32 protein-coding genes are annotated in these 26,834 nt (G+C 62.5%); 7 read left to right on the top strand and 25 right to left on the bottom strand.

Annotation, left to right across the window (positions count from 1 at the left end; translation table 11 throughout):
• Positions 1-16: 16 nt before the first annotated feature.
• The 3 genes from KBB36_RS08675 to folK all read right to left on the bottom strand — a co-directional run bounded on the left by KBB36_RS08675 (position 17) and on the right by folK (position 3,313).
• Positions 17-2,188, bottom strand: coding sequence for a bifunctional (p)ppGpp synthetase/guanosine-3',5'-bis(diphosphate) 3'-pyrophosphohydrolase (locus KBB36_RS08675; RefSeq protein WP_290979030.1), 2,172 nt, complete (start codon positions 2,186-2,188; stop codon positions 17-19).
• A 124-nt stretch (positions 2,189-2,312) separates the two neighbouring features.
• Positions 2,313-2,696 (bottom strand): DNA-directed RNA polymerase subunit omega, encoded by a 384-nt coding sequence (rpoZ, locus tag KBB36_RS08670; protein ID WP_290978835.1) that lies wholly within the window; start codon positions 2,694-2,696, stop codon positions 2,313-2,315.
• A gap of 68 nt (positions 2,697-2,764) precedes the next feature.
• On the bottom strand, positions 2,765-3,313 hold the full coding sequence (folK, locus tag KBB36_RS08665; protein ID WP_290978832.1) for a 2-amino-4-hydroxy-6-hydroxymethyldihydropteridine diphosphokinase: 549 nt from the start codon (positions 3,311-3,313) through the stop codon (positions 2,765-2,767).
• Positions 3,314-3,401: 88 nt separating this feature from the next.
• Between folK and KBB36_RS08660 the strand changes: the two genes are divergently transcribed.
• The 3 genes from KBB36_RS08660 to corA all read left to right on the top strand — a co-directional run bounded on the left by KBB36_RS08660 (position 3,402) and on the right by corA (position 5,773).
• Complete coding sequence (locus KBB36_RS08660) at positions 3,402-4,067, top strand: NYN domain-containing protein (protein WP_290978830.1); 666 nt, start codon at positions 3,402-3,404, stop codon at positions 4,065-4,067.
• A 17-nt stretch (positions 4,068-4,084) separates the two neighbouring features.
• A complete protein-coding gene (locus KBB36_RS08655) occupies positions 4,085-4,735 on the top strand; it encodes a uracil-DNA glycosylase (RefSeq protein ID WP_290978826.1) in 651 nt (216 codons plus the stop codon).
• Between the two features lie 69 nt (positions 4,736-4,804).
• Positions 4,805-5,773, top strand: coding sequence for a magnesium/cobalt transporter CorA (corA, locus tag KBB36_RS08650; protein WP_290978823.1), 969 nt, complete (start codon positions 4,805-4,807; stop codon positions 5,771-5,773).
• On the opposite strand, the gene KBB36_RS08645 is transcribed toward corA, so the two are convergent.
• From KBB36_RS08645 to KBB36_RS08630, 4 genes are all read right to left on the bottom strand, one after another.
• The gene (locus KBB36_RS08645) at positions 5,768-6,460 is read right to left on the bottom strand and encodes an ATP12 family chaperone protein (protein WP_290978820.1); all 693 of its coding nucleotides are present in this window, start codon (positions 6,458-6,460) and stop codon (positions 5,768-5,770) included. The two genes, corA and KBB36_RS08645, sit on opposite strands and share 6 nt — an antisense overlap.
• 7 nt (positions 6,461-6,467) lie before the next feature.
• Positions 6,468-8,744 carry an AsmA family protein gene (locus tag KBB36_RS08640; RefSeq protein WP_290978817.1) on the bottom strand — a complete coding sequence of 759 codons (2,277 nt, stop codon included), beginning with the start codon at positions 8,742-8,744 and terminating at the stop codon, positions 6,468-6,470.
• Positions 8,732-9,397, bottom strand: a complete 666-nt coding sequence (locus KBB36_RS08635) for an HAD-IA family hydrolase (protein ID WP_290978814.1) — start codon at positions 9,395-9,397, stop codon at positions 8,732-8,734. Before KBB36_RS08635 ends, KBB36_RS08640 begins: the two co-directional genes overlap by 13 nt.
• Positions 9,398-9,534: 137 nt before the next feature.
• The gene (locus tag KBB36_RS08630; RefSeq protein WP_290978811.1) at positions 9,535-9,816 is read right to left on the bottom strand and encodes a hypothetical protein; all 282 of its coding nucleotides are present in this window, start codon (positions 9,814-9,816) and stop codon (positions 9,535-9,537) included.
• 243 nt (positions 9,817-10,059) lie between these two features.
• Here KBB36_RS08630 and queF point away from each other — a divergent pair, with 243 nt between their 5' ends.
• A complete protein-coding gene (gene queF / locus KBB36_RS08625) occupies positions 10,060-10,509 on the top strand; it encodes a preQ(1) synthase (RefSeq protein ID WP_290978808.1) in 450 nt (149 codons plus the stop codon).
• Between the two features lie 7 nt (positions 10,510-10,516).
• Positions 10,517-11,260, top strand: a complete 744-nt coding sequence (locus KBB36_RS08620) for a hypothetical protein (protein ID WP_290978805.1) — start codon at positions 10,517-10,519, stop codon at positions 11,258-11,260.
• 6 nt (positions 11,261-11,266) lie between these two features.
• Here the strand turns inward: KBB36_RS08620 and KBB36_RS08615 are convergent, their stop codons facing one another.
• Together KBB36_RS08615 and KBB36_RS08610 are read right to left on the bottom strand one after the other, a co-directional pair.
• Positions 11,267-11,812, bottom strand: coding sequence for a histidine phosphatase family protein (locus KBB36_RS08615; RefSeq protein ID WP_290978802.1), 546 nt, complete (start codon positions 11,810-11,812; stop codon positions 11,267-11,269).
• 55 nt (positions 11,813-11,867) lie between these two features.
• Complete coding sequence (locus tag KBB36_RS08610) at positions 11,868-12,464, bottom strand: cysteine hydrolase family protein (RefSeq protein ID WP_290978799.1); 597 nt, start codon at positions 12,462-12,464, stop codon at positions 11,868-11,870.
• Between the two features lie 79 nt (positions 12,465-12,543).
• Here KBB36_RS08610 and KBB36_RS08605 point away from each other — a divergent pair, with 79 nt between their 5' ends.
• On the top strand, positions 12,544-13,419 hold the full coding sequence (locus tag KBB36_RS08605) for a LysR family transcriptional regulator (protein ID WP_290978796.1): 876 nt from the start codon (positions 12,544-12,546) through the stop codon (positions 13,417-13,419).
• 210 nt (positions 13,420-13,629) lie between these two features.
• Here the strand turns inward: KBB36_RS08605 and KBB36_RS08600 are convergent, their stop codons facing one another.
• From KBB36_RS08600 to KBB36_RS08575, 6 genes are all read right to left on the bottom strand, one after another.
• The gene (locus KBB36_RS08600) at positions 13,630-14,385 is read right to left on the bottom strand and encodes a hypothetical protein (RefSeq protein WP_290978793.1); all 756 of its coding nucleotides are present in this window, start codon (positions 14,383-14,385) and stop codon (positions 13,630-13,632) included.
• An 82-nt stretch (positions 14,386-14,467) separates the two neighbouring features.
• Entirely contained in the window at positions 14,468-15,766 is a 1,299-nt protein-coding gene (locus KBB36_RS08595) for a DUF3422 family protein (RefSeq protein ID WP_290978790.1), read from the bottom strand.
• The gene (locus KBB36_RS08590) at positions 15,754-16,734 is read right to left on the bottom strand and encodes an RluA family pseudouridine synthase (protein ID WP_290978787.1); all 981 of its coding nucleotides are present in this window, start codon (positions 16,732-16,734) and stop codon (positions 15,754-15,756) included. Before KBB36_RS08590 ends, KBB36_RS08595 begins: the two co-directional genes overlap by 13 nt.
• 13 nt (positions 16,735-16,747) lie before the next feature.
• Positions 16,748-17,149 carry a hypothetical protein gene (locus tag KBB36_RS08585; protein ID WP_290978784.1) on the bottom strand — a complete coding sequence of 134 codons (402 nt, stop codon included), beginning with the start codon at positions 17,147-17,149 and terminating at the stop codon, positions 16,748-16,750.
• A 68-nt stretch (positions 17,150-17,217) separates the two neighbouring features.
• Entirely contained in the window at positions 17,218-18,501 is a 1,284-nt protein-coding gene (locus KBB36_RS08580; protein WP_290979027.1) for a replication-associated recombination protein A, read from the bottom strand.
• A gap of 29 nt (positions 18,502-18,530) precedes the next feature.
• On the bottom strand, positions 18,531-19,973 hold the full coding sequence (locus KBB36_RS08575) for a DegQ family serine endoprotease (RefSeq protein WP_290978781.1): 1,443 nt from the start codon (positions 19,971-19,973) through the stop codon (positions 18,531-18,533).
• Positions 19,974-20,077: 104 nt separating this feature from the next.
• Between KBB36_RS08575 and KBB36_RS08570 the strand changes: the two genes are divergently transcribed.
• A complete protein-coding gene (locus KBB36_RS08570; protein ID WP_290978778.1) occupies positions 20,078-20,548 on the top strand; it encodes a PAS domain-containing protein in 471 nt (156 codons plus the stop codon).
• Positions 20,549-20,628: 80 nt separating this feature from the next.
• Here KBB36_RS08570 and rplQ read toward each other — a convergent pair whose 3' ends face one another.
• The 10 genes from rplQ to KBB36_RS08520 form a co-directional block, all read right to left on the bottom strand.
• Positions 20,629-21,048 carry a 50S ribosomal protein L17 gene (gene rplQ / locus KBB36_RS08565; RefSeq protein WP_290978775.1) on the bottom strand — a complete coding sequence of 140 codons (420 nt, stop codon included), beginning with the start codon at positions 21,046-21,048 and terminating at the stop codon, positions 20,629-20,631.
• Between the two features lie 35 nt (positions 21,049-21,083).
• The gene (locus KBB36_RS08560) at positions 21,084-22,100 is read right to left on the bottom strand and encodes a DNA-directed RNA polymerase subunit alpha (RefSeq protein WP_290978772.1); all 1,017 of its coding nucleotides are present in this window, start codon (positions 22,098-22,100) and stop codon (positions 21,084-21,086) included.
• A 116-nt stretch (positions 22,101-22,216) separates the two neighbouring features.
• Positions 22,217-22,609 carry a 30S ribosomal protein S11 gene (gene rpsK, locus KBB36_RS08555; RefSeq protein ID WP_290978769.1) on the bottom strand — a complete coding sequence of 131 codons (393 nt, stop codon included), beginning with the start codon at positions 22,607-22,609 and terminating at the stop codon, positions 22,217-22,219.
• A gap of 94 nt (positions 22,610-22,703) precedes the next feature.
• On the bottom strand, positions 22,704-23,081 hold the full coding sequence (gene rpsM / locus KBB36_RS08550) for a 30S ribosomal protein S13 (RefSeq protein WP_290978766.1): 378 nt from the start codon (positions 23,079-23,081) through the stop codon (positions 22,704-22,706).
• A gap of 193 nt (positions 23,082-23,274) precedes the next feature.
• Positions 23,275-23,925: an adenylate kinase gene (locus tag KBB36_RS08545; protein ID WP_290978764.1), complete on the bottom strand. Its 651-nt coding sequence runs from the start codon at positions 23,923-23,925 to the stop codon at positions 23,275-23,277.
• Positions 23,922-25,268 (bottom strand): preprotein translocase subunit SecY, encoded by a 1,347-nt coding sequence (gene secY / locus KBB36_RS08540; protein ID WP_290978761.1) that lies wholly within the window; start codon positions 25,266-25,268, stop codon positions 23,922-23,924. The genes KBB36_RS08545 and secY overlap by 4 nt, the downstream gene beginning before the upstream one ends.
• An 84-nt stretch (positions 25,269-25,352) precedes the next feature.
• Complete coding sequence (gene rplO / locus KBB36_RS08535; RefSeq protein WP_290978758.1) at positions 25,353-25,886, bottom strand: 50S ribosomal protein L15; 534 nt, start codon at positions 25,884-25,886, stop codon at positions 25,353-25,355.
• A 32-nt stretch (positions 25,887-25,918) separates the two neighbouring features.
• Complete coding sequence (rpmD, locus tag KBB36_RS08530; RefSeq protein WP_290978755.1) at positions 25,919-26,101, bottom strand: 50S ribosomal protein L30; 183 nt, start codon at positions 26,099-26,101, stop codon at positions 25,919-25,921.
• Positions 26,102-26,107: 6 nt separating this feature from the next.
• Positions 26,108-26,677, bottom strand: a complete 570-nt coding sequence (rpsE, locus tag KBB36_RS08525; protein ID WP_290978752.1) for a 30S ribosomal protein S5 — start codon at positions 26,675-26,677, stop codon at positions 26,108-26,110.
• Positions 26,678-26,692: 15 nt separating this feature from the next.
• A partial coding sequence (locus KBB36_RS08520; protein ID WP_290979024.1) for a 50S ribosomal protein L18 occupies positions 26,693-26,834 on the bottom strand: 142 nt, incomplete at its 5' end.

Below are 26,834 nucleotides of genomic sequence, written 5' to 3'. Positions count from 1 at the left end.
TGGGCTTCCGTCGGGGCTAGCCGCGCGCGCGTTCCACCGAACTGATATTCGGCGTGGCGCGCAAGGCGGCGATGATATTGGACAGATGTTTCACATCCCGCACCTCGATGTCCACGAACATCTCAAACAATTCCTGGGTGCGGTTGGTGATTTTCAGGTTGGTGATATTGCCCTTGTGCTTGGCGATCACGGTGGACAGCGCGGAAAGCGAGCCGGGTTCGTTTGCCACCAGCAGCAGCACGCGGCCGAGATGCGCCTGCGCCGTCTTGTCGCCCTCGGGCGGTGAATCCCAGGCAATATCCAGCCAGCGTTCCGGCTGGTCGGTGAACTGCCCCAGCGCGTCGCAATCAATCGTGTGGATGGTGACGCCCTTGCCGGTGGTGACAATGCCGACGATACGATCTCCGGGCAAAGGATGGCAGCAGCCGGCGAAATGCATCGCCATGCCCGGGATCAGGCCACGGATCGGGATGCCGTTTTTCTGATCCGCCGGCTTCTGCTGGCGCACCAGCAATGTCGGCTTATCAGCGTCGCGATCCTGCTCCTTCTCGCCGGGATAGACGATATGCAGCACCTGGCGGCCGGTATAACTGCCATCGCCAACCCCAACATAAACATCGTCCACATTGCGCAGCTTCAGCACCTTCACCGCCGCGTCCAGGCCCTTTTCGGAAAGCTGGTGGTCGCGCTCATGGAAGGTCTTTTTCAGGATCGCCTTGCCTAGCTCAATATACTGGCCGCGCTGCTGCTGGCGGATGAACCGATTGATGCAGGATTTGGCGCGGCCTGATTTGACAAAATGCAGCCAGTTTGAATTTGGCGCCGGCACCTTGGAGCGCAGGATTTCCACCTGGTCGCCATTGCGCAACACGGTGCGCAACGGCACCACGCGGCCATTCACCTTGGCGCCCACGGCTGTATCGCCGATGCCGGAATGCACCGCATAGGCAAAGTCCACCACCGTGGCATCCCGCGGCAATGCGATCAGGTCGCCCTTCGGCGAGAAGCAGAATACCTGATCCTGAAACATGTTGAGCTTGGTATGCTCAAGGAATTCCTCGGGATCGGATGCCTGTTCCAGAATTTCCAGCAATTCCCGCAGCCAGCGATATTGCTTGGCCTCGGCATCGGGCGCCGGGGTTTTGCTATCGCCGTCCTGCTTGTATTGCCAATGCGCCGCCACGCCCAGATCGGCCACTTCGTGCATGTCCTGAGTGCGGATCTGGATTTCGATACGTTTGTTCTCGGGCCCGATCACCGTGGTGTGCAGGCTGCGATAGCCGTTCTGCTTCGGCGTTGAGATATAGTCCTTGAAGCGGCCCGGCACTGAGGGCCAGGTGCCATGCACAATGCCGAGCGCCTGATAACAGGCGCCGATATCCCGCACCACGATCCGGAAGGCCATGATGTCGGAAAGCTGCTCGAACGGAATGTTCTTGCGCTGCATCTTCTCCCAGATCGAGAAGGGCCGCTTCTCGCGTCCGGAAACCCAGGCATCCAGCCCCTGCTCTGCCAGCGTGCGCTTCACCCGATCGGAAATGCGATCCACCAGGTTGCCGCCTTCGGTGCGCAACTGCTCCAGCCGGGTCAGGATAGAAGCGCGTGCATCACCATTTAGTTCACCGAAGGCGAGGTCTTCCAACTCCTCCTTCAGTTCCTGCATGCCGATGCGATCCGCCAGCGGCACATAGATTTCCATCGTTTCGCGGGCGATGCGGGCGCGCTTCTCCGGCGTCTTGATGTAATGCAGCGTGCGCATGTTGTGCAGCCGGTCGGCCAGCTTCACCAGCAGCACGCGGATATCGTTCGACATCGCCAGCAGCAGCTTGCGGAAATTCTCCGCCTGCCGCATGCGGTCGGATTGCTGCTCAATCCGCGATAGCTTGGTGACGCCATCGACCAGACGCAGCACGTCGCCGCCAAAATTCTTTTCGATTTCCGCCGGCGTGGCGACCGTATCTTCCAGCGTGTCATGCAACAGACCGGTGGCGATGGTCTTGTCGTCCAGCTTCATGCCGGCCAGGATGCCGGCCACTTCCACCGGATGGGAAAAATACGGATCGCCTGAGGCACGCAGCTGCGTGCCATGCGCCATCATCGAAAACACATAGGCGCGATTCAACAGGTCCTCGTTGGCACTGGGATCATATGCCAGAACCTTCTCGACCAACTCTACCTGTCGCAATATGCGAGCGCGCGCCATACGGTGCCGTTCTCCTGTTGCAGGCAACGGTTACACAACACCATGAATTTTGGGCTAAATTCCCCCCAGGGCAAGACCCTGGAACGATTCTAGATCAAAAGGACGAGAATTATTCCTCGTCGGCCTCGGCCGACTCGTCGGCCGCGTCATCGCCGGCTTCGTCTTCCAGGCCCATACCTTCGGCAAGATCATCCGCCTGATGCACGCCGGCCCATTCGGCCGATTCCATCAGCGCCGCCATGTTGTCTTCTTCCGGCTCGTCCACTTCCACATGCTTCTGCATGCCGCCAATCATGCGCTGGCGCAGGGTTTCGATATCCACCGTCTCGTCGGCGATTTCGCGCAAAGCCACCACCGGATTCTTGTCGTTGTCGCGGTCCACGGTCAGCGGCGCGCCAGCCGAAACGGCGCGGGCACGCTGGGCGGCGAGCATCACCAACTCAAACCGGTTGGGAACCTTGAGAACGCAATCTTCGACGGTAACGCGAGCCATGTGGGGAATCCTTGCAGCGAATCCTTCAAAGACGGGTGCATACCCGCTTCGCCGTCATGCTGCAAGTGCTAACTTGACGCGGCGCCTAACCTATTGATTTTCATGGGTTCTGCGGCGGCAATCAAACGCTCTATGGCCAGCCCGGAGCGCGGATGGTGCCAATCCGGCGCCAATTCCCGCAACGGCAGCAGCACAAATAACCGCCCGGCCATGCGCGGATGTGGCAAAACCGCCCGGCCCGCCTCGCCATCCATCTGCACCCGGCCGGCATAGTCGATCAGGTCGAGATCAAGCGGCCGGGCATCCCAGCGCCCCAGCCGACTGCGGCCAAAAGCCGCCTCGATGCCATGCAGCGCTTGCAGCAATTCATCCGGCCCCAGATTGGTATGCAGCGCCACCACGGCATTGAGGTAATCCGGCTGCCTGGATTCGCCGGGTCCAGGCGGCGGCCAGGCCGGCGAACACCACCAGCTAGAGCGCCCGATAATGGTGCAGCCGATCTCGGATAAGGCCGCTACACCCGCCTCAAGTGTAGGGCGCAATCCATCCCGACCCTCTGCGGGCAGGTTTCCGCCGATTGCGACAAAAACTAGATCGTTCGAGGGATTTTCGCGCATGAAAGGCTTGTGTAGGCTTTGCGATGATTTATCTAACCCATCGTACCTTCTCAATATATCGACGTCATACCAATACGGAGTGAAACTCATGAAATTTTATCCGCAAGAACGGGTCGCATTGTTCATTGATGGCGCCAACCTCTATTCGGCGGCGCGCAGCCTGGGTTTTGAAATCGACTATCGCCGTCTGCTGGAACACTTCCGCAAGGAAGCGCATCTGATCCGCGCCTTCTACTACACCGCGCTGGTTGAAGATGCCGATTACTCACCGCTGCGGCCGCTGATCGATTGGCTGGATTACAACGGCTACACCATGGTGACCAAGCCGGCCAAGGAATATACCGACGCTAATGGTCGCCGTCGCTTCAAGAGCAACATGGATATCGAGCTTGCCATCGACATGATGGACTTGGCGCCGCATATCGACCATGCCGTGCTGTTCTCCGGCGATGGCGATTTCCGCCGGCTGGTGGATGCCGTGCAGCGTCGCGGCGTGCGCGTGTCGGTGGTGGCCACCACCAAGAGCCAGCCGCCGATGGTGGCCGATGAATTGCGCCGCCAGGCCGATACCTTTGTGGAATTGCAGGATCTGATGCCGAAGATCATGCGCGAAGGTGCTGCCCGCGAACATCTCCAGGCGCAGCGCACCGCCGGCCTCAATGCCACCTTGCGTGTAGCCCCGGGCAGCCCGGCCGGCGCCTATGAGGAAGAAGACGAAATCGACACCGCCAATCCGCGCGGCTACAACCGCTAAGCCAGCCGGCGGCCAGCATGGCAGCGGCTTTGCCTTATCCGGTGCCGGAACGGGATTGTCGGCTCTGCCCGCGCCTGGCTGAGTTTCGTGACGATAACCGCCGCGCCTATCCCGACTTTTTCAATGCACCGGTGCCGGCCTGGGGCGATGCCGCCCCAGCCCTGCTGGTGGTGGGGCTGGCACCCGGCCTGAAAGGCGCCAACCGCACTGGTCGGCCTTTCACCGGCGATTATGCCGGCGACCTGCTGTACAGTACATTGAAGAAATACGGCTTCAGCCAGGGAGAATTCCGCGCCGATCCGAATGACGGCCTGGTGTTGCTGCGCGCCCGCATTTCCAATGCGGTGAAATGTGTGCCGCCGGAAAACAAGCCTACGCCGGCTGAAACCAAAATCTGCCGCAGCACTTTCCTGGCACCCGAAATCGCTGCCATGTCAGGGCTGCGCGCCATCCTGGCGCTGGGCCAGATTGCCCATGTGGCGGTGCTGGATACCCTGAAAGTGAAGCGTGCTGCCGCGCCCTTTGGGCATAACAGCGCCTATCCAATGCCGAATGGCGCCACGCTGTTTTCGAGCTATCACTGCTCGCGCTACAACACCAATACCGGCCGTCTCACCGAAGCGATGTTCCACGCGGTATTTGACCGCATAGCCGCCCATCTCGGCTGACCAACTGGCGCGTTGAAGGCAAAGTCTCTATCGTCCGCCGAGCGAGACGCGAATGAGGGTGATTGCGCCATGCTGATCAATTGTGTTGCCTACCGCAATGGCGAGAAAATCGCCGAACCCTCGATCCATCAGATCAGCGACCATGTTTCGCAACCCGGCACCTTCGTCTGGGTCGCCCTGAAGGATGCCGACGGCACCGAATTGCAGCAGATGAAAGAGGAATTCGGGCTGCACGAATTGGCAGTGGAAGATGCCAATCACGGCCATCAGCGGCCCAAGATTGAAGAATACAGCGACAGCATCTTTGCCGTAATTCAACTGATTGAGATTTTAGACGGCGAAATCCAGGTCGGCGAAGTCGATGTTTTTGTCGGGCGCAATTATGTGCTGTCAGTCCGCAACCGCAGCCAACAGAATTTCCTGGGCGTGCGGGCACGCTGCGAACGGGAACAGCATCTGCTCAAACTCGGCTCGGGCTTTGTGTTCTATGCCCTGATCGACGCCATCGTTGATCGTTATTTCCCCATTGTCGATGCCCTTGAAACCGAGCTTGAGCAGATCGAGGAGCAGATTTTTGCGCAGGGCTCGGCACGTTCCAATATCGAACGGCTCTATGCCCTGAAGCGCAAGGTGCAGGTGCTGAAACATGCCGTGGCGCCTCTGCTGGATGCAGTGGGCAAATTGCAGGGCGGTGGCCGCGTTCCGCTGCCCTGCGCCGACATGCAGGTTTATTTCCGCGACGTGTATGACCATCTCAACCGCATCAACACCTCGGTGGATGCGATCCGCGACACGATCAACACCGCGATGCAGGTTAACCTGTCGATGGTTACCATTGAGGAAGGTGAAGTGAACAAGCGGCTGGCCGCCTGGGCCGGCATCTTCGCCGTCGCCACCGCCTTCGCCGGCATCTGGGGCATGAATTTTGACGTGATGCCGGAATTGAAGTGGCAGTTTGGTTATCCCGCCGCTCTGCTCGTCATCGCCGTGGCCTGCGGCATACTTTACTGGCGCTTCCGCAAATCCGGCTGGCTATAGCAGGCTGATAAAGCGCTCGATGGCGGCCAGTTCGGCCTGCAATGCCTGGCGTCGCGCCACGGCTTCCTCATCCTCGCCCCAGCGCTCGGCCTGGTGCAATTCATCCAGATAGCCGATGCGGAAAGCGCCCATTGCATCCACCCTGCCCTCCAGCAAAGCCAGCGCAATCACCACCGAGCCGCAAACATTGGTGGCGGTCTGCAACGCGGTCAGCCGCAGCGGATCAATCGTCTCGCACACCCGCCTGATCCGCTCAGCCAGTTCCGGCGGCTGCGGCACGGCGGTGATGCTCTGCGTCACATTCATCGCCACGTCATAACGCTCGCGGAACCAGTCCAGCAAAGGCTGCCATTCGGCTTGCTGGCGCAGCACCAGCTCCGGCGGAAATTCAGCGCGATAGGCCAGCAAATCCGAACCGCTATAGCGCACCACATCGGCCACGGCCGGGCTGCGATCCAGCGCCAAACGATCAAGCGCGGTGGCGGCTAGCTGCATCAGCGGCATGTCCTGCGGCCTGATCTCGGCCCCCTGCGCCGCCCATTCCGCCGCGATGGCTTCCGCCAATGCCAGCGTCGGCAGGCGCATGTCCTGCTTGGCCGGGGTTTTCAGCACGCGGCCATCAAGCAGCACAACAGCGCCGCCATCCGCTGACGCCTGCGCGGTGGCGGTCTTGTAGAATCGCTTCATGGTTTACTCAGCGCTTGAACAGATTATTGAGGCCACGGCCCAGATTTTCCACCGGGTTGCTGGATGGCGCCGCCTGCCCGGGGCGACTGCCAGGCACCGGCTTGCCTTCGGCAATCGCCACCGCCTTGGCGCAGGCCGCCTGGCCGCGATCAGCATCACCACTGCCGCTGCTCATCAGCGGCGTAAGGATGGCCGCCGGCCCCAGCAAAGCTGCACCGGCCAATGCGCCGGCCACACCCTTGGCGGCAGCCAGCGGATCAGGGAAGGCACTCGGCGAGGCCAATGTGCCGCCCACCTTGATCGGCACTGCCAGGCTGGCCAGCGCCGCATCACGCGAGGATGGCACAATCTTCAGATCAAGCTGCTCGGTGGCCAGATTGATCGCGCCTTCGCCGGCAATGGTGATACGCCCGGTTTCAACAAAAATCGGCTTCGGCGTCACCACGCCGCTCTTGATCTCAAAGCCGGTCACCACACATTCCAGCTTGGTCTTGGCCGTGGCTTGGCCAAAACGACCCAGCACGCTCAGCATGTCGGCGCCCAGGAAATCAAGATATTGGTCGCGCAACTCGCCCTCGCCCACTTTCACCACCGCCTTGCCGTTCAACCCGGCCATCAAAGCGGCCACGCTGCCGCCTTGGCTGGTCAGGTCAATGGCAAGATCAGTGCGTGCATCGCGGCTGATCACATCGCTGATCTTCTCGCTGCGCAGATAATCGCTGAGGCCGATATTCTTGCCATCCAGCTTCACTCTCAGCGCCTTGGTTTTGCCATTCAGGCCAATCTCGCCGGCCAGAGTGCCGCCGGATAAGCCAAGCCCAAACGGCTTCAGGCTGAGCACGCCATCCTTCAGCAGCAGCGCAATATTCACATTCTGCGCTGCAAGCTTGGGCGCCTTGAATTTTTCAGCCTTGAAACGGAAATCGGCATCGGCCAGCGACAGCGCATCCAGCGGCAACGGATCGCTGCTGAACAGCTTGTCGCCGCTTTTCTTCGCCGCGCTGCCGCTGCCCGATGTTGCCGGCTTGCCGCCGGCCGTACTGCCATCGCCAAGCAGCGGCGTCAGGTCGAGTGATTTCGAGGCAAGGTCAAATTTGACCGCCGGGCGCGCGCCAGCCAATGCAATCTCACCCGAGCCGGCCAGATCGCTGCCGGCAATATCGGCAGTGATGCCGCTCAGCACATAACGCTGTGGCCCGGCATCCTTCACATTGGCCTTAAATTTCACCGGCACGGCCTGGGCCACCTCGGCGCCGAACTTGGCAGCAAAGGCTTTGGCATTCGGTGTGGTCAATTCCACATCCAGCGCCACGCCCTTCTGTTGCAGCAATTGGCGCACCGCGCCGCTCAGGCCCACACGGCCAATTTCCTCACTGCCGAGGCTGAGTTTCAGATCGCTCAAGCCCGGCTCGCCGGCCTGATCGTTCAGGCTGCCGGCAATCGCCAGCGGGCCATAACTCGGCGCCTTCTGCTTGGCCAGGGCGGCCAGCTTGGCAATATCCGGCGCGGCGGCGGTGAATTTCAGCACATAGCCCTTGCCAGCCAGCGGCTCGCGGATAGAGCCTTCCACGGTTGCCTTCAGATCGGCATTCGGGATCGCCAGATTCAGTTTCACCGGCCAGGGTTTGCTCGGCGCCATCATCTCGCTCAGGCTGCCGAAGCTGCCATCAGCGGTAATGTCGTTGCCATCCACCTTGGCCACCAGCTTGGCGGCCAATATCCCGCCAAGACCACTCTTGAGCGACAATTCGCTCAGCAGCACATCATTGGCCGCGCCGGTCGTCGCGTCGCGATAAGCCAGCTTGATATTCTTCAATGTCACGTCGGATACCGCAGGCAGGCTCATCGCTGCGCCCGGCTGGCTCGCCGCCTGTTGCTGCTGTTGCGGCTGCGCCGGCTTGCTGCCGAATTCCCAATTGGCGCGGCCCTGCTTGTCCTTCTCCAGCAACACATCCACATCGGCCAGCACCAGCCGGTCCACCTTCACCTGGCGGCCCAGCAGCGCAAACAAATCCAGTTCGGCGGCGAATTCGCCCACATTGGCCATGTCGGTCCGGCTGCCCCAGGCAGCATTGGCCAGCTTGACGCCCTTCACCGTGATCGCCGGCTTCGGGAACAGGTTCAGTTTGAGATCGCCGGCAATTTCCAGCTTGCGCCCAGTGGCTTCCTCTGCCGCGGCCAGGATCTGCGGCTTGAAGCGGTTCACATCAACAGTGAGAACCACCGCCACGGCGGCGCCAATCAGCAGCACCAGGGCTAGAGCAATCCATTTCACATAGCGCATGACTGGCCTCCCATGATTTGCCGGACAAGCTGCGGTAAATCGGCAAAGCGCCGGATCACCGCATGAGCACCGGCCTGGAGCAATTCGTCCGGATCGTGATAACCCCAGGCCACACCCACGGAACGGGTGCCGGCATTACGGGCCATCATTATGTCAAAAGTTGTGTCACCAACCACCAATGTCGAGGCCGGCGTGGCGCCGGTTTCCCGCATCGCCCTTAATACCATATCGGGATCAGGTTTGCCGCGTGCAATATCCGCTGTCTGCAACGTGATGAAACGATCCGCCAGGCCATGCATCTGCAAGGTGGCATCCAGGCCGCGCCGCGCCTTGCCGGTGGCAATGCCCAGCAGGCAGCCATCGGCTTCCAGAGTATCCAGCACCTCGCGCAAGCCGGGAAATAGCGGTTCCTGATGATCCGGCTGGTGGCGCATGGCAAAAGCCGCTTCACGATAGGCCGCCACCACGGCATCGGCATTGGCGGCGCCGGCTTCCAGCAATTTGCGCACCGAAACATCCAGCGGCAGGCCCACCAGGCGGCGCACATCATCGGCATGCGGCTCAGGCAGCGCAAAAGCGGCAAAAGCCTGCCGCATGGCGGCAATGATGTGATGCTGGCTGTCCACCAGGGTGCCATCGCAATCGAACAGCACCAAGCACGGCGGTTTATACGTTTCGTCCCCGGGAATCATGCCCGGAGGAAAGCATGGGCGGCAGATAATGGGAAGCCCCCCGCCCCGGGCAAAAAGCCGGAACGGGGGGCTGGTATTCAAGCTTCAGTGATAGCCGCTCAGTTGACGGCTTTCTTCGCCTCACTGGCTTTCTTGTCCTGGGCGGCATGGGCCTTCTTCAGCTCATGCTTCTTCGCTTCGGCCTTCTTCTCGGCCTGCTTGGCATCAGCCTTGGCGGCAGCGGTGGCATTGGCGCTGGTCGCGTTCGAGGTGGCATTCACCGAAGCCGCAGCGGCCGGCTGGGTGACCGGGGCGCTCTGGGCAAAAGCACCAACGGAACCGAGGACAAGACCGCTGCTCACCAGCAGCGCGGTCGCAATGGTCTTGAAACGGATGGTCATCTGGGTAACTCCTTGCGGTGTTTCACGCTGGGCGGGGCGGGTTCGCCCCCAACCGGTGCGTGTTGTTTTTATCGCGCCGGATCGTGGCGCCTGTTTGGTGCAAAACCGGCCGGGCCGAGGTATTGTTGCGGCGAAATAAAGGCAGGTCAGGTTGCCATGGCATCTCGTAAATCAGTCTCCCCGCGTCCCGCTCCCGCACGCCCGGCCAAGGCCGGCGCCCAGGCTGGGGCCCAGGCCGGGGCCTTGTCCGAACTCACCCTGCTGGGGCAGGCGGCGCCGCTGCCGACCTCGCCCGAGGCCGCCAAGCTGGAAACCGTGCCCAATCCGAAGCCAGGCCGGCTTTATGCCATCCGTCTGGTGCAGCCGGAATTCACCAGCCTGTGCCCGCTGACGGCGCAGCCGGATTTTGCCCATCTGGTGATCGATTACGTGCCGAACAAGCGCATCGTCGAGAGCAAGTCGCTCAAGCTGTTCCTTGGCAGCTTCCGCAATCACGGCGCCTTCCATGAGGATTGCACCGTGTATATCGGCGAAAGGCTGGTGGCCGCGATGCAGCCGCGCTGGCTGCGCATTGGCGGCTACTGGTATCCGCGCGGCGGTATCCCGATTGATGTGTTCTGGCAAACCGGCAAGCCGCCGGCCGGCCTGTGGCTGCCAGACCAGGGCGTGCCGCCTTATCGCGGCCGAGGCTGAAAACGGCATGCGGCTGGCTGGCATTGCGCTGCTGTCGCTGCTGCTTGCCAGCTGCGGCGGTATGGAAGACAGCCTGCGCGATCTAAACCGCAACCTCTATCGCGGCATGGGCGGCAGTGAACGCCCCAGCGCCGCAAATCGGCTGAGCAGCGCCGGCAGCGGGCCGCTTACCGCCTGCTTCAATGCCGAAACCGGCCTGTTGTATCTGAGCCAGACTGGGCGCTGCGCTCCCGGCTATGCCGATATCCCGGCCACCGAGGCCGAGAAGCAATTCATGCGGCGCGAAGCCCAGCAGCAGCCAGCACAGCAGGCCGCAGCCGCGCCAAGATCCGGCGTGGCGCTGGATCAGGTGGCGACGATCCAGCCGCCAGACTCCTTGCGCGAGGCCGGCCAGGCGCTGTGTTATGACGATGCCAAACAACTGATTTTTGGCGCCGATTTCTGCCCGCCCGGCAGCCGCTGGATTGACACGCCAGAGGCCGAGGCGCTGCAACGTGCCGCACTTGAGCAGGCCGCCTGGTGCTATTTTGCCGGCCGCCGCCTGCTCTACCGCAGCCGTGGCTGCCGGCCCGGCGACCAGGTGTTGGCGGTGGCCGAGGCTGACCGGTTGTGGAACCAGTTGCCGGCAGATCGTAAACCACGCCAGCGGCCAGCCGGCGGCAACCAGCCGGCGCTGGCGCCGGTGCCGCAGGTGCAGGCGGCGCCGCGCGGCGGCGTGGATGCCACACCTTTGCCGGCACCAGGGCGCTGAACCGGCCTATTGCGGCTTGATCCGCCCGGCAATGCTGAAACCGCCGGCCGCATCGGGGCTCAGCACCACCATCTCGCCCATGGCTGGATACACCCCGGTCAGCGCGGTGATATTCACCTGATGCGTCACGATCACCAGGTTTTCCGAGCTGCGATGCTGTGTCACACGCTGGCGTAAAGCGGCTGTGCGGTCGCCCCGCTCGGCAGCATTGTCAAAAAACGAATTGGCTCCGGGCCAGATCTCGGCCTTGCCGAAAGCCAGTTGCGCCGTATCGACGCAGCGGCACCAGGCGCTGCTCAGCACCGCGCCAACGCTGATGCCACGTTGGCGGAAAGCCTGGCCAAGCCGGCGCGATTCCTCACGACCGGCTTCCGAGAGATTCCGTTGCGTGCTGCAATCACCCAGCTTGAAATTGGCCGGATCGCCAACCCCCGGCACGGTGGTGGCATGGCGCAGCACAATCACCTGGCCGCCACGCTGCAACAAGCGCCATACGGCATCATCGGCCCGGGCCGGTGTGGCAAATAACAGCAGGAACAGTGGCAGAAGCAAACGGAGCGGCATAAACCTGGAAATAGGCTGCCGCTCCGCCGGGTCAAAAAATTATCTACTGAATTGCAGAAGCTTCGGCCACCACGGTGGCGAAACGATCATTCAGCGCCGCAAGCGTTGCGCGATGCACTTGCTGGGCCGTCTGGATGCCGCCCAGCGGATCGGGCAGATCGCGGGTGGCGCAGGCATTCGCCACCAGGCCAACCCGGAAGCCATTATCCACCGCCGAGCGCACCGTGGCCGAGATGCACATATGGGTGGCGAAACCGCCGACGATGATTTCCTTGCGGCCGCTAGCGGTCAGCACATCCTTCAGATTGGTGTTGGCGAAACCATTCGGCAGCCCCTTGCTCACCACGGCCTCACCCGGCAGCGCTTCCAGGCCCGGAATATACTGGCCGCCCGGCGCGTCGAGATCGAACACGCCACCAGCGCGGCCCTGATGCCGCACATGCACCACCGGGGCGCCGGCAGCCCGCGCCGCCTGGATCAGCCGGGTCAGTTCGGCCACAGCGGCATCGATGCCGACCAGCGGCAGCTTGCCGATGGTGTATTCCTGCTGATGATCCACCAGAACCAGGGCCGAGGCGGCCCAGGTCAGCGGCAGCTTGGGCGCACCAGCCATTTCCAGCAAAGTCTTTGGCATCGTCATGGTGATTCCTCTTGCAATGGTTTCTGTCGGCGGACCCTAACGTATCGATTTTTGAACCGAAAGAGGCTAAACTTGCGCCATGACTGTGCAGAAACGCACAAATGCGCTCGACTGGAACGATCTGCGCTACCTGCTGGAATTATCGCGCCAGGGCAGCCTGTCCGGCGCGGCGCGTACGCTCGGGGTCAATCATGCCACGGTGGGCCGCCGTCTGGCCGCGCTGGAAGCGCATTTCGGCGCCAGCCTCACCGAGCGCCAGGGCCGGCTCTGGCGCCTCACGGCTTTGGGCCAGCAGGCCGTAACTGCTGCCGCCCGCATCGAGGAACCGGCGCTTCAGATCGAACGCCTGGCCGGGCGCGGCGGCGATAGCGGCCTGCAGGGCGATCTGCGCCTCACCGCCACCGAAGGCGCCGCGATGCTGCTGCTGGTGCCGGCTTTGGGCGAATTGCGGCGGCGCCATCCCGGCCTGCGTTTCACCCTGCTGACCGATCACAAAAAACTCAGCCTGGCGCGGCGCGAAGCCGATCTGGCCTTGCGCTGGGGCCGGCCGCGCGGCGGCGAACTTTATGCTCGCAAGCTGGGTGATGTGCCATTCCGGCTCTATGCCCGTGCCGGGCTTGCCCTTGCCGAGCCGCTGCCGATGCTGGGCTATGATGCAAGCCTGGATGCCCTGCCCGAGCAGCGCTGGCTGGCGGCGCAGCCCGAGCGTTTCCATCTGGTATTCCGCTGCAACAGCATGCCGGTATTGCTGAGCGCCGCACGCGACGGCCTCGGCGCCATCCTGCTGCCGGATTTCGCCGCCCGACACTGGCCCGACCTGACGGCTTTGGACAAGAGCGTGGCCCTGAGCCGCGAATTATGGCTGGTGCGGCACAAGGATATGCGCCAAGCGCCGCGCCTGCGCGCTGCCGCCGATGCTATTGCCGAAACCGTGACGCGGCTGCTGCGCGGCTGAGTCTATTGTGGTTGGCTTGGTGCCGGCAGGATTGGCGGCGGCTGAGATCGTGGCGCCGGCTCAGGGCGAGGCTCCGGGCGCACGACATTCTGGATTTCACCACCAAGCCCCAGCCGAGACACTTCATACAGTTTGGTGTCACGCGGCGGCGGGCCAGTGCGCCGTTCTTCCGACTTCACCTGCGCCACTCTTTCTTCACCAATCCGCGCCTCACCTGGGGCCTGCACCGTCTGCAATGCGCTGCTGCTCATAAGCAGAGCATACATAGTTGAAGCCACGAGCGATTTCCGGTGCATGCTGTGCTCCTTCCGTTGATCCTGCGCCAGCAGGTGCAATGTCGTAAATTGCTGTGCGCGCCCATACCAGGCCGTCTTCGTCTTGCGGGCTCTTCATCTGGCTGTAAACCTTGATCGTGCGCAAAGCGGCCGGCACGAAGAATTCATAATCGATCGTCTGGGTTTCACCCGGCTCAATCCGCAGCGGTATTTCATGCTCGCGGTAACACAGCGTCGCCCATCCCATCACCACTGGCTTTAGATTCTTGTAGGGCGGCTCTTGCCCAATGGGATCGGTTCCCGCCCCCAGCAACACAGCTGTGCTTTCCAGCAAGGGCGCGACCGCCTGCACCCTGGTTTCTCCCTGTAACGACTTGACGTGGCGTAAGCCGACATTCTTGATCGACACGGTGACATGCACCCAATGAAAGTCCGGCGTGACCCGCCGTGAGACGATCTCCTGGTTGATATCCAGCCTGTGCTTGTCCACCCTGCCGGCAACAAAGGCGTTATAGGCCCAGACGCCGCCAATCACCAAAGCGCCAATGGTGGACAGGGATTGCAGCACCGCCAGCCGGTCCTTGACCAGGGCAAGGCGATCCTTGTCGCCGCCAGCCTTCCGCAACAGGAAAAAGCCGGCACCAAGGACCGACAGAATGATTACCGTGATGAGCCACTCACTCAAGGACATCAGCGCCCCCAGTACGACTCAAATTATAAAATTGAAATTATACTATTAATACAACCATTTATTGCATTCATGCAAGCAGAGTTTAATGTGCGCCGCCTTCCTTTTGCAGCGCCCGGCGCAGCCGGCGGATGCCAAGCCATACCGCGCCGGCAATCAGCGGAATGGCGATGCCGATGGCGAGTTCCTTGTGGATTGGCACACCCACGGCATGCAGCGCCTGGGCGGCATAACCGACAAGGCCCACAGCGTAATAGGTGATGGCAGCCACCGACAGGCCCTCGACGGTTTCCTGAAGTCGGAGCTGGATTTTCAGCCGCCGGTTCATGGCATCCAGCTGCGCCACATTCTGCCGCTCCAGTGCCACATCAACCCGGGTGCGCAACAGGTTTGCCATGCGGGTGGCGCGGCGCGACAGGCCTTCGATGCGGTCGGCCATGGTTTCGCAGGTGCGCATCGCCGGGCTCAGGCGGCGTTCCATGAACTCGCCCAACGTGGGCAGGCCTTCGATCCGCTGTTCGCGCAATTCCTCGATGCGGCGCACCACCAGGGCATGATAGGCGCGTGCGGCGCCAAAGCGGAACGGCGTGTCCACCGCCAGGGTTTCCACCTCGGCCGCTGCGCCGGCTATCTCGCGCAGCAAGGTCTGCTCGCTTTCCTGGTGCTCCACATCCACCATGCGGCCGGCAAGCTTGGCCAGGCCCTGCTCCAGCGCGGTGATGCGCGGCGCCACCCTCTGCGCCAGCGGCAGCGCCAGCAAAGCCATCATGCGATAACTTTCGATATCCAGCAGCCGCAGCACCAAACGGCCACGCTGCGCATCGGTGAGGCCACGATCCTGTACCAGCAGCCGCACACCGCCCTGATCGAGTTTGAAATCGGCCCAGATATCGGCGCGGCCTGAAACCGCACGCGAACCGACCAGGGCATTCTCGTCAAACAGCCTTGCCAGCAAGACAGCATCCGGCGCCGCCTCATCGGCAGCCAGGATGGTGAGATCGGCGGCGGCAATCAATTCGCCTGGCAAAGCCTGGATCCAGGCCGCCAACGGCGCCGGCAAAGCAGTCTCAGCATCGGGTGCGCTGCCGGTCTGGCGTGGCAGATACAGCGTATAGGTGGTGAATTCCGTGCGCCGTTCCTGGATCACGCTGCAACCGGCCAGGCGCAGCACGGCATGGCGGGCCCCGGCTTCCGGCGCGGGCAACGCCTGAGCCACGGCCAGATCGCGCAACGGATTGCCGCCAGCCGGATTGCCTAGCAAGGCAAAATGCAGCACGCGGGCCGGCGCTGCCAGCGGCACCGGCGGCCGGGCATGGAGTTCATCCGCCAGGCTCTGGCGCAGCGGATGAGTATGGGCGGGTAAAACGCGGCCTATTCCAGCCATGAATCGGCATCCTCGTCCAGGTCGAAACCCAGAAAATCCCAGGATGCGATCATATGCGGCGGCAGCGGCGCCCGCACCTGTAGAATGCTGCCATCCGGATGATCCAGGCGCAAAGCCCGGGCATGCAGATGCAGCTTGCGGCTGATGCTGCCGGTCAACTGGCGCTCGGGGTCGCCATATTTGCCATCGCCGGCAATCGGCGTGCCGATGAAGGCGGCATGCACACGCAGCTGATGCGTGCGACCGGTGACCGGCGCCATCGCCAGCCAGGCGGCGCGGCGGCCGGCCGTGGCGACAGTGCGATACAGCGTGATGGCGGATTTGCCGCCTTCCGGGTCGCCGGCCATGCGCTCGCCCAAAGCGCCGGGCAGCTTGGCCAGCGGCATATCCACCTTGCCCTGGCGCGGGCTGGGCACGCCGGTAACCAGCGCCCAATAGAGTTTATGCGCCTCGCGCTTGCGCAAGGCGGCGGTCAGCTTGGCGGCAGCCGAAGCCGTGCGTGCCAGCACCAGCACGCCGGATGTATCCTTGTCGAGCCGATGCACCAGGCGCGGCCGTTCCGTGCTGCCGAAGCGCAGATAATCCAGCAGGCCATCCAGATGTTCGTTCAGCCCGGTGCCGCCCTGGGTGGCAAGGCCGGCCGGCTTGTTGATCACGATCACCGCATCATCCTTATGCAGCACGGCGGCCTGCAATTCGGCGATGCGGTCGGGATCGATCTTCATGCTGCGCGGCGCCGGCTTGGCATCCGGCTTGGGCGGCTCGCCCAGCGGCGGGATACGCAGGGTCTGGCCGGCTTCCAGGCGGGTTGCCGCCTTGGCGCGGCTGCCATCCACGCGCACCTGGCCGGTGCGCAGCAGCTTTTCCAGCTTGCCATGGCCGAGCCAGGGATAATGCCGCTTGAACCAGCGATCCAGGCGCAGGTCAGCTTCGTCGTCGGCGACAACGCGGGAAACAATCTGGTTCATGGGAATGTACCTGTCAGCGCCAGACGCGGCGCACTGTATCGATGGGGGCAGCCGGCGCGGGCGCCTCGGGTGGCGGCGCTTCCTTCTGCAAGCGGCGCTTCTCGGCCTGCTCTTGCAGCCATTCGATGCGGCGCTGCTCGTGTCCCTCGATGGACTGGATTTCGAGTTCGCATTCCTGGCCGGCCTGGAAAAGAATCTGCTTGGTGAGCTTGCTGTAGCGCGACAGCTTTTCGATGAAGCATTCCTCGCGCGAAGGGATCACGCCGGGCTGATAAAACGGCTTCTCCTCATCCTTCACGATGGAGACCCCGATATAGCCCGATACCAGGGCCAAGAGCAACAAGCCACCCAGCCACAGCAGCAGCCGCAGCACGGGCGAATTCTTGTCGGGCACGATATTGGCAAGTTGAGCCATAATCCGAGCCTAGCTCCCTAGCGTTACCAAATAGTTAGGGGGCTTCCTGGGCAGAATCCAGTGCCAGCTCAGCCGTTTGCGTCGGCTTGCCGCTTGGCGCGCAGTTTTTGCCAGTATTCCAAGCGCTTTAGCACTTCGCGCTCAAAGCCGCGCTCAACCGGGCGGTAGAAATTCTGACGCTCCATGCCATCAGGGAAATAATTCTGGCCGGAAAAGCCATCAGCGGCATCATGGTCATACGCATAGCCATCGCCATAGCCGAGGTTTTTCATCAGCTTGGTGGGCGCGTTCAGGATATGCATCGGCGGCATCAGCGAACCGTGCTCCTTGGCGGCGCGCTTGGCCGCCTTTTCCGCCATGTAGACCGCATTGGATTTCGGCGCGGTGGCAAGATAGACCACCAATTGCGCCAAGCCGATTTCCCCTTCCGGGCTGCCGAGAAAATCAAAAAGCTCCTTGGCCGCCATGGCCTGCAACAGCGCATTTGGATCGGCCATGCCGATATCCTCGGCGGCAAAACGCGCCAGGCGGCGGAGGATGTAAAGCGGCTCCTCTCCACCCACCAGCATACGCGCCAGCCAGTACAGCGCCGCATCGCAATCCGAGCCACGCAGCGATTTATGCAGCGCGCTGATCAGATTGTAATGCTCCTCCTGGCCCTTGTCGTAAAGCGGCGCCCGGCGTTGCAGCAGCACCGCCAGTCGTGCCGGATCGAGCTGCCCCTCGCCGGCCAGTTCAAAAATCTGTTCGGCCATGTTCAGCAGGTAGCGGCCATCACCATCGGCCATGGCACGCAGCGCATTACGCGCTTCCGGGGTCAGCGGCAGGCCGCGCCCCATCACCGCCTCGGCCCGTGCCAGCAGCAATTCCAACGCCGCATCATCCAGCCGATGCAGCACCATCACGCCGGCGCGCGACAGCAACGCGCCGTTCAGAGCGAAACTGGGATTCTCGGTGGTGGCGCCCACCAGCACTACAGTGCCGTCTTCCACAAAGGGCAGGAAACCATCCTGCTGGGCGCGGTTGAAACGATGGATCTCGTCAACAAACAACAATGTGCGCTGGCCCTGCTCGCGCCGCGCCTTGGCGGCATCGAATGCCTTGCGCAAATCGGCCACGCCGGAAAACACCGCCGAGAGCGGCGCGAAATACAAACCGGTGGCCTCGGCCAGCAGCCGGGCGATGGAGGTTTTGCCGGTGCCCGGCGGTCCCCACAGGATCAGGCTGGAAAGTTTGCGCGCCGCCACCATGCGGGCCAGCGGCCCCTCGCCGGCCAGCAGATGATCCTGGCCGATCACTTCGTCCAGCCTGGCCGGCCGCAGCCGGTCGGCCAATGGCCCGACCGGCTCCATCCCGGCTTGCTGGAACAGATTGGCCAAGCTCAGGCCCGCACTTGCAATTGCAGCATCTGGTCGCCGCGTTTCAGGATCAGCAGCCATTGCTGCGCATTGCCGCGCATGGCGCGCTGCAAATCACCCACATCCTTGATATCGGCGCCATTCACCTTCACCACCAGATCGCCCGGGCGCAGCCGGATGCGGTTGGCCGGCGAGCCGGCGGTGAGGTTCAGCACAATCACGCCATTGGCCAGGGCATCAAAACCGATTTCCTCGGCAAAGGCTGGCGACAGATTGGCCACGGTTGCGCCGGCAAAAGGATGATTGCCGGTCATCTGAGTCACTTCACGCGGCGGGGTTTCCGGCGCTTCGGTGAGCGGAATTGAAAGCGTGCGCGGCCGGCCCTGGCGCAACACTTCCAACGATGCGGCCTCACCCAGCTTGCGTGTAGCGATGCGGAATTTCAGCGCGCGCGGATCGTTCACCTCGCGGCCATCCACCTTCAGGATCACATCGCCGGTGCGCAGGCCGGCACGGTCGGCCGGGCCGCCCGGATAAATCTGCCCCACCAACACGCCGCCGGGGCGTTCCAGGCCCAGGCCCTGCGCCACCTCGGTGGTGACGGTGCCGCCATTGGCGCCAAGCCAGGGGCGCCGGATGCCCTTGCCGGAAAGCGCACTGGCTACGGTGGCTGCCACCAGGTTGGACGGGATGGCGAAGCCGATGCCAACGCTGCCGCCGGTCTTGGAGAAAATCGCCGTGTTGATGCCGGCCAGCTTGCCGTCCATGGTCACCAGCGCGCCGCCGGAATTGCCCGGATTGATCGCCGCATCGGTCTGGATGAAGGATTGTGCATCGGCATCGCCCACATCGGTGCGCCCAAGCGCCGAAACGATGCCCTGTGTCACGGTCTGGCCAACGCCGAAGGGATTGCCGATGGCCAGCACCAACTCGCCAACTTGCAGATCGTCGGAATCGCGGAATTCAAGCGCGTGCAACAACTCGCCCTTGGGATCGATACGCAGGATTGCCAGGTCCACCTTGGGATCGGCGGCAATCACCTTGGCCTCGAATTCGCGACGATCCGCCAGCGCCACCACGATCTCGGTGGCGCCATCGATAACATGGTTGTTGGTGACGATGACGCCATCGGCTTCCACGATCACGCCGGAGCCGAGCGACTGCGCCACCCGCTCGCGCGGGATGCCAAACATCTGCTGGTCGCCGAAAAAACGGCGGAAGATCGGATCATCCAGCAGCGGCGAACGCTGCACCACACGCTCGACCTTGCGGGTATAGACATTGACCACCGCCGGTGCCGCCTGGCGCACCAGCGGCGCAAAGCTGAGCTGGATTTCAGCACGGCTCTGGGGTACGCGCTGCTGGGCCTGGCCAGGCATGGAAAAGCCGGCCAGCAGGGCAAGGCCACAAAGCAGGGCAAGGCCATTGCGGGCCAATCGGAACAGGATGGGGCTATGCTGGGTCATGCCGTTAGATAAGGAGCCTATGGGGCGGAATTCAACCGCCTTAAGCCGGCGGTGAAGAATAAGTATTGCTGAAACTGACCATGCGGCATGGTATTTTTGCGGCAATGACAACCACCTCCACCACCCTACTCGACCTGGCCTCGCCCAGCCTGCGCCGCCTGCATGCCTATTGGATGGTCCGTGCCGCCGGCCGTGCCATGCCGAGCCGGGCCGATATCGACCCGCTGGACCTGGGCTTCATCCTGGGCGATCTGATCCTGATCGACGTGGAACCTGGCCCGGCGGGCGCCTTGCGCTACCGCTATCGGCTCTATGGCAGCAATGTGGTGCAGCGCCAGGGCTTTGACTTGACCGGCAAGTATCTGGAGCAGCATCCCTGGCCGGCCTTCGCCAGCGAGATCATCCAGTGTTACGACCGCGTGGTGCAAAGCCGGCAGCCGGAAATATTCTCACGCCAACAGGAACTGGATGGCCGCTCGTTCCGGCATCAATCGCTGCTGCTGCCGCTCGGCCAGCACAATCAGACCGACATGCTGCTGGTCGGTGTGGCCTTCAATCCCGATCCAGTCACCTGACCGAGCGGTGATTACGCACACGAAAAAACCGGCGAGGACTGGCCCCGCCGGTTCATCTCTGCGTCAGCCGGCAGCGCCGATCAGGCGGCTGCGGCTTCCTCGGTCACCTGCACCGGGCCGGAATCCTGGCCCTTGGCGCTGGGGTCGCGGTCAACCAGTTCGATCACCGCCATCGGGGCGGCATCGCCGTAGCGGAAGCCGGCCTTGAGAACGCGGGTGTAACCGCCGGCGCGGCTGGCATAGCGCGCGTTCAGGGTCTTGAACAGCTTGTCCACCGCCGACTTCTCGGGGATGAAAGCCAGCGCCTGGCGGCGGGCATGCAGATCGCCGCGCTTGCCCAGGGTGATGAGCTTGTCCATCAGCGGCTTCAGCTCTTTGGCCTTCGGCAGCGTGGTGGTGATCTGCTCGTGCTTGATCAGCGCGGCAACCATGTTGCCGAACATGGCACGGCGATGCGAGCTGGACTTGTTCAGTTTGCGGCCGGCATTACGATGGCGCATGGAAACTCTCCTCGATCTTTCTTAGGCGGCCCGGATCAATACTGATCCTGATACTTCTTGGCCATTTCCTCGATATTCTCGGGCGGCCAATTCGGAACATGCATGCCGAGATGGAGGCCCATCTGCGACAGCACTTCCTTGATCTCGTTCAGCGACTTGCGGCCGAAATTCGGAGTGCGGAGCATTTCCGCCTCGGTCTTCTGGATCAGGTCGCCGATATAGACGATGTTGTCGTTCTTCAGGCAATTCGCCGAACGCACCGACAATTCCAGCTCGTCGACACGGCGGAGCAGGTTCGGATTGAATTCCGGCTCGGCAATGGTCTTCTCGCGGATTTCGTTCTTCGGCTCTTCGAAGTTGATGAAGAGCTGAAGCTGGTCTTGCAGGATGCGGGCAGCAAAAGCCACCGCGTCTTCCGGCTTGACCGAACCGTTGGTCTCGATCTGCATGGTCAGCTTGTCATAATCGAGAATCTGGCCCTCGCGGGTATTCTCGACCTTGTAGGAGACCTTGCGCACCGGGCTGTACAGCGCATCGACCGGGATCAGGCCAATCGGCGCATCTTCCGGGCGGTTGGCGGAAGCCGGCACATAGCCCTTGCCGGTCTCGACCGTCAGTTCCATGCGGATGCTGGCGCCGTTATCCAGCGTCAGCAGCACATGATCGGGGTCCATCACCTCGATGTCATGGCCGGTCTCGATCATCTTGGCGGTGACTTCGCACGGACCCTTGGCATTGAGATACATGCGCTTCGGGCCTTCGCCGTGCATGCGCAGCGCCATCGACTTGATATTCAGGACGATATCGGTGACATCCTCACGGACACCCGGGATCGACGAGAATTCATGCAGCACGCCGTCGATCTTGATCGACGTGACGGCGGCACCCTGCAAAGACGACAGCAGCACGCGGCGCAACGCATTGCCGAGCGTCAAGCCGAAACCACGCTCCAGCGGCTCGGCGACGATCGTCGCGGTGCGGCCCGGCACGGCGCCCGGCTCGATCACCAACTTGTTCGGCTTGATCAGATCGGTCCAATTCTTCTGGATCACCTGCTACCTCGTTCTGTTGCCACATCGCGCAAGAGCCCGGGCAGCAGCCCGATGCCCGGCGACGCGGCCGGAATGGAAACCCGGCGCAGGCTTAAGCAAGCCAGCGCCGGAGGGGATCAGATGCGGCGGCGCTTCGGCGGACGGCAACCGTTATGCGGGATCGGCGTCACGTCGCGGATGCTGGTGATGGTGAAACCAACGGCCTGCAAGGCGCGCAGAGCCGATTCACGGCCGGCACCCGGGCCCTTCACTTCCACCTCAAGCGTACGCACGCCATGCTCGGCGGCGCGACGGCCGGCAACATCAGCAGCAACCTGAGCGGCATACGGGGTCGACTTGCGCGAACCCTTGAAGCCCTGGCTGCCCGACGACGACCAGGCAATGGTGTTGCCCTGCGCATCGGTGATGGTGATCATCGTGTTGTTGAAGGAGGCATTCACATGCGCAACGGCAGAGGTGATGTTCTTCTTTTCCTTGCGCCGGGGGCGCGCGGCCTTGTCCTTGACCATGGCGATCCTACAATCCTTACATCATGCGTAGCGGCGCGGCCGCATATCGTTGATGGCGGCCAAACCTGTATGGTTCGGCCGCCATCGGAATTTGTTAGCGCGGCGCCTTCTTCTTGCCGGCGATCGCCACGGCCTTACCCTTGCGGGTGCGGGCGTTGGTATGGGTGCGCTGGCCGCGGACCGGCAGGCCCTTGCGGTGGCGCAGGCCACGATAGCAGCCGAGATCCATGAGACGCTTGATGTCCATGGCAATCTGGCGGCGCAAGTCGCCCTCGACTTTGTAATCGCGGTCGATGGCCTCGCGGATCTGCAACACTTCAGCATCAGTCAACTGGTTCACACGGCGCTCGGCCGGGATGTTGACCTTTTCACAAAGCTCCTTCGCCTTCACCCGGCCAATGCCGTAGATGTAGGTAAGAGCAATCTCGACCCGCTTATTGGTCGGGATGTTCACGCCTGCGATACGCGCCACGCCTTCTCTCCTCGCGTCAGCGACTCACCAAAGGTGAGTCGGTCATATTGGGCGACTGGGTAGCCAACAGAAAAACTCAACGTAAACAAAGATTTACGCTGAGCCAGCCACCTAGTTGTCTATCGCACCCTCTGCCCAAGGGGCGCGATTATAGAAACTCTCCGTAACTAGTCAACTCTAAAAGGGTTTTGCCTTAAATCGCTTGCAAAACCCCCTCGATTTGACGAGTCACTTCATCGATTTCCGCCATCCCGTCAACCTTACGGAGAATACCACGCCCCTCGTAATACGGGAGAAGTGGTGCAGTCTGCTCGTGATAGGCCTTGAGTCGCGGCACCACGGTTTCCGCCTTGTCGTCGGCACGCCGGGTAAATTCGGTCGAGCCACAGCGGTCGCAGGTGCCGGCCTGCTTGGTCGGGTGGAAACTGTCATGATAACCGGCGCCGCATTTGGCGCAGGTGAAGCGGCCGGTGATACGCTCAACCAGCACACCATCGTTAACCTGCATCTCGATCACGGCATCCAGCTTCAGCTTGCGCTCGGACAACATCTTGTCCAGCGCCTCGGCCTGCTTGGTGGTGCGCGGGAAACCATCCAGGATAAAGCCCTTGCGGCAATCCGGCTGGTCGATGCGATCAGCAATGATGCCAACCACAATGTCATCCGACACCAGGCCGCCCTGGTCCATGATCGCCTTGGCCTTGAGCCCGATGGCGGTGCCGGCCTTCACAGCGGCGCGCAGCATGTCGCCGGTGGAAAGCTGCACCAGGCCGTGGCTCTGGGTCAGACGCTGGGCCTGGGTGCCTTTACCGGCGCCCGGCGGACCTAGCAGGATAAGCCTCATTTGCGTGCCCCTCTCAGCTTGGCCTTCTTGATGAGGCCCTCATACTGATGCGCCAACAGATGCGACTGGACCTGCGCCACGGTGTCCATCGTCACACTGACAACGATGAGCAGCGAGGTGCCGCCGAAGTAGAACGGCACCGAGAAGCGCGAGATCAGGATTTCCGGCAGCAAGCAGACGGCGGCGATATAGACCGCGCCGGCCACGGTGATGCGGGTCAGCACATAATCAAAATACTCGGCGGTGCGCTGGCCCGGGCGGATGCCCGGCACAAAGCCGCCATTCTTCTTCAGGTTATCGGCCGTCTCGGTCGGATTGAACACAACCGCCGTATAGAAGAAGCAGAAGAATACGATCAGCGCCACATACATCAGCATGTAGAGCGGCTGGCCATGGCCCAGCAGGGCCGTGACCGTGGTGAGCCATTCCGGGCCACCGGAGCCGGCGGTGAATTGCGCGATGGTGATCGGCATCAGCAGCAGCGACGAAGCGAAGATCGGCGGAATCACACCGGCGGTATTCAGCTTCATCGGCAGATGCGAGCTTTCGCCGCCGAACATGCGCGCACCAACCTGGCGCTTGGGATACTGGATCAGGATGCGGCGCTGGGCGCGCTCCATGAACACGATGCCGTAGATCACCGCGACCGCGCCAACAAACACCACCACGATGACAGCCATCGACAGGGCGCCAGTACGGCCCAGTTCGAGCGTGGCGGCCAGGGCGCGCGGCAATTCGGCGATGATGCCGGCGAAGATGATCAGCGAGATGCCGTTGCCAACGCCACGCTGGGTGATCTGCTCGCCCAGCCACATCAGGAACATGGTGCCGCCGGTGAGCGTGATGACGGTGACGAGGCGGAAAAACAGCCCCGGCTCGATCACGGCGCCGCCACGGCCGCCGGTCATGCCTTCAAGGCCAACCGCGATACCATAAGCCTGCACCACGGCGAGCAGCACGGTGCCATAACGGGTGTATTGATTGATGCGCTTGCGGCCCGCCTCGCCTTCCTTCTTCATCGCTTCGAAGGATGGCACCACGCTGGTCAGCAGCTGCATGATGATCGATGCCGAGATATACGGCATGATATTGAGCGCGAAGATGGTCATGCGCTCCAGCGCACCACCCGCGAATACATTGAACAGGCCGAGAATGCCGCCGGATTGCTGCTTGAAGATATCGGCCAGCACCGTCGGGTCGATACCCGGCAGCGGGATATAGGTGCCCAAACGGTAGACGATCAGCGCACCCAGGGTGAACCAGATGCGCTTCTTCAGCTCGGTGGCCTTGGCGAAGGCACCGAAATTCAGGCTGGCTGCCATACGTTCTGCCGCCGACGCCATCGTAGCTCCTACTGCCCAGAGGGGAGAAAACTTGCCGACCAGATCACCGGCGCGAACCCCAGGCCCACGCCGGCAATCATTGGATTACTTCTTCTTCTGCTTCGCGGCCTTGGCGGCTTTCACCACCTCGGAGCGGGCCTGGGCCTTGACCTTGCGGGTCTCCAGGATGGTGACGGCACCGCCGGCCTTTTCCACCGCTTCACGCGCAGCGGCCGAAATGCCCTGCACCGAAACGCTGATCTTGGCGGTCAGCTCACCCGTGGCCAGCAGACGGACGCCATCGGCAGCCTTGCCACCGATCAGGCCGGCAGCCTTCAGCGCAACGGCATCAACCGGCTTACCGGCATCCAGCTTGCCGGCGTCAATCGCAGCCTGCAGGCGGCCAAGGTTGACCACGTCAAAATCCTGCGGGTTGAGCGGATTGAAACCGCGCTTCGGCAGACGACGATGAATCGGGGTCTGGCCGCCTTCGAAGCCCTTGATCGACACGCCGGTGCGCGCCTTCTGGCCCTTGACGCCACGGCCCGAGGTCTTGCCCTTGCCGGAGCCGATGCCGCGGCCGACGCGCATGCGGTCCTTGCGGGCGCCCGGATTGTCGGCGATCTGATTGAGACGCATGTTCCTAATCCCTCTCTAGGGGTATCCTACTATCAGCCTTCGACCTGAACCAGATGCTGCACCTTGGCAATCATGCCGCGCACCGCCGGGGTATCTTCCAGCTCGCGGGTATGATGCAGGTGGCGCAGGCCAAGGCCACGAATGGTATCCTGCTGGTCCTCGGTCCGCTTGTTGGCCGAGCGAATCCAGGTCACCTTCACAGTCTTCTTCGACATGACAGCTTACTCCTCGGTCTCGCCGCGACGGCCCAGGATGTCAGCCACCTTCTTGCCGCGCTTGTTGGCGATCTGGCGCGGCGCATTCAGGGCCTGGAGAGCCGCGAAAGTTGCCTTCACCATGTTATGCGGGTTGGAACTGCCAACCGACTTGGTCACCACGTCTGCCACGCCCAGGGTCTCGAACACGGCGCGCATCGGGCCGCCGGCGATGATGCCGGTACCGGCCGGAGCCGCACGCAGCACGACCTTGCCGGCGCCATGACGGGCCTCAATATCGTGATGCAGCGTACGACCTTCGCGCAGGTTGACGCGGATCAGGTTGCGCTTGGCATGCTCGGTCGCCTTACGAATGGCTTCCGGCACCTCGCGGGCCTTACCCGAACCATAGCCAACGCGGCCCTTCTGATCACCCACGACCACCAGGGCCGCGAAACCGAAACGCTTACCGCCCTTAACCACCTTGGCCACGCGGTTGATGGAGACCAGCTTGTCGACGAACTCACTGTCGCCGCGCTCGCCGCCACGATCGCGATCACCACCGCGCTCGCCCCGCTCCCGTTGATTACCAGCCATCTGCCAAAACCTTTCTTAGAAGTTCAAACCGCCTTCGCGGGCCGCCTCGGCGAGCGCCTTGACGCGCCCATGGTACAGGTACGCGCCGCGGTCGAAGATCACATCGTTGATACCGGCGGCCTTGGCACGCTCGGCGATCAGCTTGCCCACCTCGGAA

Origin of the sequence: Ferrovibrio sp. (assembly GCF_017994015.1) — a bacterium.
Classification (GTDB): domain Bacteria; phylum Pseudomonadota; class Alphaproteobacteria; order Ferrovibrionales; family Ferrovibrionaceae; genus Ferrovibrio.
The sequence above is the reverse complement of the archived record's forward strand: the minus strand, read 5'-3'. Positions and strand labels throughout refer to the sequence as shown.

What these genes read in the sequence shown, in the direction of transcription:
- rpoZ (WP_290978835.1), bottom strand. Translation starts at nt 2,696, where the DNA reads ATGGCTCGCGTTACCGTCGAAGATTGCGTTCTCAAGGTTCCCAACCGG.
- folK (WP_290978832.1), bottom strand. Translation starts at nt 3,313, where the DNA reads ATGCGCGAAAATCCCTCGAACGATCTAGTTTTTGTCGCAATCGGCGGA.
- KBB36_RS08660 (WP_290978830.1), top strand. Translation starts at nt 3,402, where the DNA reads ATGAAATTTTATCCGCAAGAACGGGTCGCATTGTTCATTGATGGCGCC.
- KBB36_RS08655 (WP_290978826.1), top strand. Translation starts at nt 4,085, where the DNA reads ATGGCAGCGGCTTTGCCTTATCCGGTGCCGGAACGGGATTGTCGGCTC.
- corA (WP_290978823.1), top strand. Translation starts at nt 4,805, where the DNA reads ATGCTGATCAATTGTGTTGCCTACCGCAATGGCGAGAAAATCGCCGAA.
- KBB36_RS08645 (WP_290978820.1), bottom strand. Translation starts at nt 6,460, where the DNA reads ATGAAGCGATTCTACAAGACCGCCACCGCGCAGGCGTCAGCGGATGGC.
- KBB36_RS08640 (WP_290978817.1), bottom strand. Translation starts at nt 8,744, where the DNA reads ATGCGCTATGTGAAATGGATTGCTCTAGCCCTGGTGCTGCTGATTGGC.
- KBB36_RS08630 (WP_290978811.1), bottom strand. Translation starts at nt 9,816, where the DNA reads ATGACCATCCGTTTCAAGACCATTGCGACCGCGCTGCTGGTGAGCAGC.
- KBB36_RS08620 (WP_290978805.1), top strand. Translation starts at nt 10,517, where the DNA reads ATGCGGCTGGCTGGCATTGCGCTGCTGTCGCTGCTGCTTGCCAGCTGC.
- KBB36_RS08610 (WP_290978799.1), bottom strand. Translation starts at nt 12,464, where the DNA reads ATGACGATGCCAAAGACTTTGCTGGAAATGGCTGGTGCGCCCAAGCTG.
- KBB36_RS08605 (WP_290978796.1), top strand. Translation starts at nt 12,544, where the DNA reads ATGACTGTGCAGAAACGCACAAATGCGCTCGACTGGAACGATCTGCGC.
- KBB36_RS08600 (WP_290978793.1), bottom strand. Translation starts at nt 14,385, where the DNA reads ATGTCCTTGAGTGAGTGGCTCATCACGGTAATCATTCTGTCGGTCCTT.
- KBB36_RS08595 (WP_290978790.1), bottom strand. Translation starts at nt 15,766, where the DNA reads ATGGCTGGAATAGGCCGCGTTTTACCCGCCCATACTCATCCGCTGCGC.
- KBB36_RS08590 (WP_290978787.1), bottom strand. Translation starts at nt 16,734, where the DNA reads ATGAACCAGATTGTTTCCCGCGTTGTCGCCGACGACGAAGCTGACCTG.
- KBB36_RS08585 (WP_290978784.1), bottom strand. Translation starts at nt 17,149, where the DNA reads ATGGCTCAACTTGCCAATATCGTGCCCGACAAGAATTCGCCCGTGCTG.
- KBB36_RS08580 (WP_290979027.1), bottom strand. Translation starts at nt 18,501, where the DNA reads ATGGAGCCGGTCGGGCCATTGGCCGACCGGCTGCGGCCGGCCAGGCTG.
- KBB36_RS08575 (WP_290978781.1), bottom strand. Translation starts at nt 19,973, where the DNA reads ATGACCCAGCATAGCCCCATCCTGTTCCGATTGGCCCGCAATGGCCTT.
- KBB36_RS08570 (WP_290978778.1), top strand. Translation starts at nt 20,078, where the DNA reads ATGACAACCACCTCCACCACCCTACTCGACCTGGCCTCGCCCAGCCTG.
- rplQ (WP_290978775.1), bottom strand. Translation starts at nt 21,048, where the DNA reads ATGCGCCATCGTAATGCCGGCCGCAAACTGAACAAGTCCAGCTCGCAT.
- rpsK (WP_290978769.1), bottom strand. Translation starts at nt 22,609, where the DNA reads ATGGTCAAGGACAAGGCCGCGCGCCCCCGGCGCAAGGAAAAGAAGAAC.
- KBB36_RS08545 (WP_290978764.1), bottom strand. Translation starts at nt 23,925, where the DNA reads ATGAGGCTTATCCTGCTAGGTCCGCCGGGCGCCGGTAAAGGCACCCAG.
- secY (WP_290978761.1), bottom strand. Translation starts at nt 25,268, where the DNA reads ATGGCGTCGGCGGCAGAACGTATGGCAGCCAGCCTGAATTTCGGTGCC.
- rplO (WP_290978758.1), bottom strand. Translation starts at nt 25,886, where the DNA reads ATGCGTCTCAATCAGATCGCCGACAATCCGGGCGCCCGCAAGGACCGC.
- rpmD (WP_290978755.1), bottom strand. Translation starts at nt 26,101, where the DNA reads ATGTCGAAGAAGACTGTGAAGGTGACCTGGATTCGCTCGGCCAACAAG.
- rpsE (WP_290978752.1), bottom strand. Translation starts at nt 26,677, where the DNA reads ATGGCTGGTAATCAACGGGAGCGGGGCGAGCGCGGTGGTGATCGCGAT.